Origin of the sequence: Bartonella sp. AP20NXHL, from assembly GCF_042196165.1 — a bacterium.
Taxonomy (GTDB): Bacteria; Pseudomonadota; Alphaproteobacteria; order Rhizobiales; family Rhizobiaceae; genus Bartonella.
In genome coordinates this window covers 1-6,302 of the sequence record NZ_JBHIPV010000032.1, presented here as the reverse complement: position 1 = coordinate 6,302, position 6,302 = coordinate 1, and the positions used below count along the sequence as shown (strand labels likewise).

4 protein-coding genes and 1 pseudogene are annotated in these 6,302 nt (G+C 40.6%); all 5 read right to left on the bottom strand.

Going from position 1 to position 6,302, the window contains the following annotated elements:
* Positions 1–467 precede the first annotated feature (467 nt).
* A complete protein-coding gene (locus tag ACFILL_RS08525) occupies positions 468–1,508 on the bottom strand; it encodes an MFS transporter (RefSeq protein WP_375643753.1) in 1,041 nt (346 codons plus the stop codon).
* A 525-nt stretch (positions 1,509–2,033) separates the two neighbouring features.
* Positions 2,034–3,272, bottom strand: a complete 1,239-nt coding sequence (locus ACFILL_RS08520; RefSeq protein WP_375643751.1) for a DUF2087 domain-containing protein — start codon at positions 3,270–3,272, stop codon at positions 2,034–2,036.
* Positions 3,263–3,943 carry a hypothetical protein gene (locus ACFILL_RS08515; protein WP_375643749.1) on the bottom strand — a complete coding sequence of 227 codons (681 nt, stop codon included), beginning with the start codon at positions 3,941–3,943 and terminating at the stop codon, positions 3,263–3,265. The genes ACFILL_RS08520 and ACFILL_RS08515 overlap by 10 nt, the downstream gene beginning before the upstream one ends.
* A gap of 210 nt (positions 3,944–4,153) precedes the next feature.
* Positions 4,154–5,347, bottom strand: coding sequence for an MFS transporter (locus tag ACFILL_RS08510; protein WP_375643748.1), 1,194 nt, complete (start codon positions 5,345–5,347; stop codon positions 4,154–4,156).
* Between the two features lie 316 nt (positions 5,348–5,663).
* Positions 5,664–6,302, bottom strand: a pseudogene (locus ACFILL_RS08505) (DUF3792 domain-containing protein); the annotation flags it as partial.

Below are 6,302 nucleotides of genomic sequence, written 5' to 3'. Positions count from 1 at the left end.
AGAGAATGGGCGGCATTAAAAGTTAAACGCGCATGGCGAGGCTTGAGATTGATTAGTTCAAAATCCTTTTTTGAGCGAATTATAAAAAAATGCTTTGGCTGTGTTGCACATGGATATCAATAGAATATTATTCGTGCAGAATGTAGCTACCTTACGCTTGTCTGCCCCCATAATACTTTATGCTATGAGGCAATTGGCAACGGAGCCTTACAGAGCAATCTTTAAAGACCGTTTCGAGCTTCTTTGCCGCAGATTGTATTACAAACCCATAATTGAGTGATTTATGGCGAATTATTTTGAGTGCTCTTGTTGTGCTACGGGTTTTCAAAAATGATATGTGACATGGAAGCTGCTTATTTTTTCGTTTGCATGAGGCAAAGGCAAGAAGCAAAGGCGGAGGCACCAACAATCATGCAAAAGGTGAAAGCGATATGATTGTTGAAATGGCTGATGATCCATCCACTTGTCTATGAGCCGGCAGCTTGGCCAATATTTGAAATAACAAGAATATAACTAAAAAGAACACTGGCAGAGAGGGATGAGGTTGTTTTCCCTGCTTGATAGTATATCTCTGGAATCATGACAGATTCATAGACACTGTAGGCAATTAACGCAATCACAGCGGTAAAGACCCCACCTATGAGGAAAAATGCAGCGAAACTTCCCATAAAGCAGAGCAGATAAAAAGTTGCTTTATCGGAAAGGGTGAGATGTTTATTGATTACCCCCTGCCAGATACAAATACTGATGCCAACAATTGAAAAGAAAATTCCACTATAAGGGGCGAGATTTCTGTCAAATTTACTGAGAAGTGTTGTGGTGGTGATGAAAATTCCCATGAGGAATGCACAAAGCAAAGCCGTGACCAGCAAATAAGCAATAGAACGATTATGTATTATTGTTTTTAAAGAAGAAAGAAGAGCTTTTTTTGTTTTTTTATTCTTTTCAAGAAATAATGTTTTATGTGGGTAATGATAAACAATTTGAATGGATAGAACACAAAGATACAAACCAATGAGTGCAAAAAAAGCCATTAAGAAGGTTGATGCGTTGTATTTTATGGCACTCGTTGCAACAAGAGGGGCGATAACGACAGCAGCATTTTGAAAAAAAGAATAGAGAGTTAATGCGCGTTTAAGAGCATTTTCATTGAGATGTTCTGATAAAATTTCTCTCAAAAATGGCTTTGAAACTGCTTTCGAAAAAGCCATTAAGGTAAAAAAGATCAACCATGCAGAAGGTGTGAGCGATAGGATAATGCACACAAAAGCGCTACTCCTTAAAATAAAGGCGCTAGCCATTAAGAGTTTACGCGAAAATCTTTCTAATAAACCCGTTGTGGTTACCATGAGAATGCTTTCAAGGATTACTGATCCAGCGAGATAAAAAGCGACATTGGCAGCAGTTATGAGAGAAGAGTTTCCAAGCAAAGGGAGTACAAAGAAAAAGGAAAATTCAGAAAGAAAAACTGTGCTATAGATGAAAAAAGTTATTTTATTTTTGCCCATGGAATTTCCATAGAAGTGTCGTTAAATGATCAAATACATTTTGTTGTATCTTTTGAGGAAGCTTTGCTAGTCCTGTTTCTACCGTGCACATTTTGTTGAAATAGGATCTTTCTTGATTCACCAGCCAGTCCAATGCAAGAATATTGTTTTTTCTACGATGTTTTTAGAAATATCGAGCATGATTTGGATTGAGCAAGAATACTGTGCCCTGATGTTCGCGCAACAACCGTAAGATCATTGAGACCTTGATCCTATATCTTCTCCTGATGATTTTGACTATTCCCAATTCTTTTTGATAACCACCCAATCCTTTTTGATAACCAATTGGCACCCCGCATTCTTGCTTTTCCATTTTATCCTTTATGAAGAGGATGTACTATCCCCCCATAGATTGTCAACATATGAATGGGATGAATGATTTTGTAACCTTTTAATGAAATTATATTTTTTTAGTGGAAGGTTATTCATTCTCTTGAAATAGAGAAGAAAAACGATAGAGTTAGCTAATCATTTTTCAAATCTCTTTTAGCGCATGCGTTGATATTTGCCTCCATGGCGTTGTAAAAAACCTCTCTCAACAAGAGTGCGTCGTAATCGGGCAAAGTCTATCGTAAAGAGGTTGCATATCTTGGAAACTTCCGTTTCGCTATAGATTTTTTCCTTTTGAAAGGCTTCACCAATTTTTGATAGCATCTCTTCTGTTTCTAAATGGCGGTCGCTTAAATTTTCCCTATTTCGCTCATGTTTATTTTCTAGCATTTTCCACACTGTCTCTTCGGCTTGAAATCCTGCTGTTGTGTTGTGAATAAGTCCAAGATTCAAAAGGCGATTGATGGATTTGTGAATGTTTTTGGCATCTGAATCGACATGTTTGAGGATATCAGTAAGATTTTTTGCACCAAGGATAATGGCGGCATAAACAGCGCGCAGTGTCGGTGAGGTCATGGCAGAGATCAGTGAATTGCGGGTATTGCGTTTGTGAAGGGTTTCTTTCCCCATGGGCAAAATATCATTGCGAATGGGAATTTCATTGATTTCTATGAGTTCTGCTTGGAGCGATTGTGCGCGTACAATTTGTTCGGCTGGGGTGCGTTTGCGAATAATCCCCAGACCACCCTGGCGATATTTGTGGTTTTCGGGGAGTGTTAAAGCTTCATAGGAGCCGTCAAGCCGGTAGAGAATTTCTTCCCAGATGGGAGTTCTGACGCGTCGAACCCGTTGTTCGCTATTGTGAGCAATTGTTGTGGTCATTGTTGGTTCATGTAGACAAAGATAACCACCAGCGGTGATGTGTTCCCAAACTGTGGTAACAAATCGCACATCATCTGCGGGCGTTCCAGCATCAAGCCAAACAAAATCTATTGGTCCCCAAGATTTGAGCGTTTCATCATCGAGAGAGAAGAAATTCTCATGGATAAATGTTACCATGTTTTTTTCAATACCGTCTTGAAGCAGTTCTTGCCATGCTTCTTCGGCTGATTGGCCTTCTGCTGAAAAATCATCAATGGTGATAAGCCGTGGTTCGTAATTCTCAAGGATTCCTGAAGGGTCAAGCAAAGCTGTACGCTCTTCCCTGGTGGAAGATTCTAAAAGTTTTTTATCTTGTTGCCATGCTTGTTTTGCTTTTTGCAGTGCTTTTGCGATAAAGCACGTACTATCACCAGCACCGATTTCAATGACTGTGCGCGGTCTTGCCATTTGAATGAGCGCATAAATGAGCTGTGCACTATTTTCTGTTCCCATATCGGGGCTTATCAGGGACATCTTTTGATCCTTATCATTATTTCTGCTTTTACAAAAAACGTGGTTGTTTGTTCTATGGGGTGTTGAATGTGCATTTTGGTTGTGGCTTTTTGCAAGAGAGGGTTGGTTTTTTCATTCAGTTGGATTGTACGCCCATTGAGTTGATTAATGGCAAGAGTGTCAAGAGAAGAATCTATGATAATACTGTTGGCTCTCGTAAAAGAGCGGTTGCATGATCTGGTGAAAAGGCTTGTTGATTTGTTTGAATGAGACCCGTGTTGTAAAAGTGATATCAAAAGACTCCCAGAGGCAAGAAGAGTACCATTGAATTGTATTTCTCTCAGTGATTGGACAAGGCAGCTTTCACGAAGTGCTTCAAATGTGGGAAAGTCGAATCCGCCAAATGCCGCTCCTTTTGTAGAAACAATGGTGATGGGTTGTATTTGCCGTTTGCCAATGAGTGCTGGTTTGTTTTTTATTATTTGTACATCTTTTGCCCATTGAATGTGTGATAAAGGATTGAGTTCACTTGGGTAGACAGCGAAAGAATTGATGGCTATGGGCGGCGTTGGTTTTTGCAATTCAAGTGTGTGGGAGCTCTCATGACAATCATGTCGCATATAGTCTGCAAGTTGCCATACATAACCGCCTGTTCCATTGTAAAAGTTTAAGCCTATAGGATCTTGTTGCATGATGTTAAACCGGTTTCTTCTGCTTTGAAATATCAAGTTTTGGCAATGGTTGTTTGCTGGGGTTGTTTGCTCTTCCACACTCAAGAGTGGTTCATCAAAGTCTTATTGGTTTGTGTGGGGTTATAGGGGAGATACAACGATTTCATCGAGGGGTGATTGTCATGCCATTTTTGGGTTTGGTTTGCTTGAGAGCAAAGATAGCAAAGTCCGTTAACCATTATCATATTCCTTTTTTTGCATAGTGCGGTTTATGATAAAACCTAATATGCCTGCGATCATTGTGGCGATGCCAATGATAAATAGTGTGCTTTGGGTGTGATGCACTTTTACAAAACCGGCTCCTAGAAAGCCAATGCACACCGCTGTTTGTATGATGAAAATATAGGCGGGCATTTGGTTGTTTCGATGTTCTTTCTGAATGGCTTTCATCATAAAACTTGCCATTAGAGCATTTTGCACACCGTTTGCACCCCCAAGAATGAAAAATGAAAGCATCATCAACCATACAATATGTGTTAAGGAAAAGCAGAAAATTGCAAAGCCAATTATTGCAGCGGCAAGTGATGCACCAGCGGCATTGCCAAAGCGATGAAAAAGGCTGGAGAAACAGAGTGGACCAACCACGAGGCCAAGACTTAACATGCTTGTGATTACCCCATAGGTTTCTGCACTGAAGTACAGCTCCGTGCGGATGCGGACAATCGATAAGACGTTGAGAGCAGAGGTGAGGATGATGGTAATGATGAGGGGAGAAAGAGCATAGACAACATTTTTTTTACGCAAGAGACCCGTTAAATCTAGCCCTTTTTTGGCTTGCTGTGTTGTGTTTGTTGTTTGCGTATGTATTTTTAAACTTTTAAAACAGAAGAGAGTGATAAAGGTAGCACAAAGAACCATGATGGATAGTGCAAAGAGCCCTTTTTGCCCATTTGATATTCCATACAATACACCCCCTAGCAGTGGTCCGGCAATGTAGCCAAGATTACGAACTGTTTGGATAACGCGGTTTAGTCGATCTAGTTGCTGATCATTGGTTGCAAATTCTGGGACGGAAACGAGGATAGCAGACCAAAAGAGTGAACCAGCACAACCTAGTGCGAAAGAAAGGGCAATGTAAACCCAAAATTTGTTGGCGATTGCGGCAACGGCTATGAAGAGTGCTTCAAACAATAAAACAATGGGTACTGTTCGCGCTGGTTGGAAGCGATGCAAGAGGCGTGGTGCAATTGGTCCGGCACAAATTGCCCCGACAAGCCCTGCAAACAGCAGCATTGAAATAGATGCTGTGCTTTCTGCTAAGTGGAGAGCAAATGTAACTTGTGCTGTTTCATCGGCAAAGCTGCTAAAGCCCAAAACAAGGAAAAGTCCCATTTGGGTAAAAATCATGGATTTTTTCTTTGTCACAATGCTCCTCCCCAAGAGGTTATAAGGTACAATTTTCTTCTACGTGTTTATGGTATATCCCATGCTTTGTATAGTTTTTCTTGATGATCAGTTGAGAAAGGAAGTTTTCAGAGCTCTTTTCCAAAACAAGCACAATGCCTATTGGCAGCAATGACCAGCTCCTTATGTTTTTTTAAAGGGGAGTATTAAGGATGATGGGCTGGTGAAGTTGTCTGATATGAGAGAGACAATAATACAAAAAGACAATCAGAAGATTTTGCAAAAAAGCTGCACTATACGTGCAGCTTTTTATGTATTTGCTTTAAAGGTAGACGTTTTAAAGCATGAAAGTGTCCTTACGGCTTCTATAACCATAATAGCCAAAAACACTGGAAATAATGGCGCCTACCAGACTGCCTAAAAAGCCCCACCACCCCATATTGGAGGCTGTTTTTGTGGCTTTAGTCGCAGTGTTTTTGGCTCCCTTGATCGTATCCTCAAGATTGTCTGAGAGTGTTTCTGCCCGTTCTTCAAGGACTTTGATGGCTTTTTCGGTCTTTTCTTCTGCGCTTTGATAGAGTTGGACGGCACGGTTGACTGCTGTTTGTGCATCCGCACGGGACATGCCATCGGTCACAAGGGCATTGATGATATCACTTCGATCAAATTTTGTCGTGAGATCTTCTACACGATCAGACAGACGCTCACCAAGATTTTTTAAAGTGGTGCGATAGTAAGAAGGGTCATTTTTGAAAGCTGTTATCGCAGAACCAATATCATTGAGTGCAGCTTGATAGGTTTGTTTTAAGCGATCAGGGTTGAGAGCAGGAATGTCGCTTTTATTGAGAAGGGTGCGCAATTCACTCGAAAGTTGGTCAAAATTGATGCCATTGTCACTATTTTTTGCAAAAAACTTTTCAAGACTTTCGCTGTTTAAGTTTGCAAGTATGGGGGAAATATTGTTTTTGAGGCTGTC

Excerpts from the sequence above, each read along its gene's own strand:
- ACFILL_RS08525 (WP_375643753.1), bottom strand. The coding sequence starts at position 1,508 with ATGGGCAAAAATAAAATAACTTTTTTCATCTATAGCACAGTTTTTCTT.
- ACFILL_RS08520 (WP_375643751.1), bottom strand. The coding sequence starts at position 3,272 with ATGTCCCTGATAAGCCCCGATATGGGAACAGAAAATAGTGCACAGCTC.
- ACFILL_RS08515 (WP_375643749.1), bottom strand. The coding sequence starts at position 3,943 with ATGCAACAAGATCCTATAGGCTTAAACTTTTACAATGGAACAGGCGGT.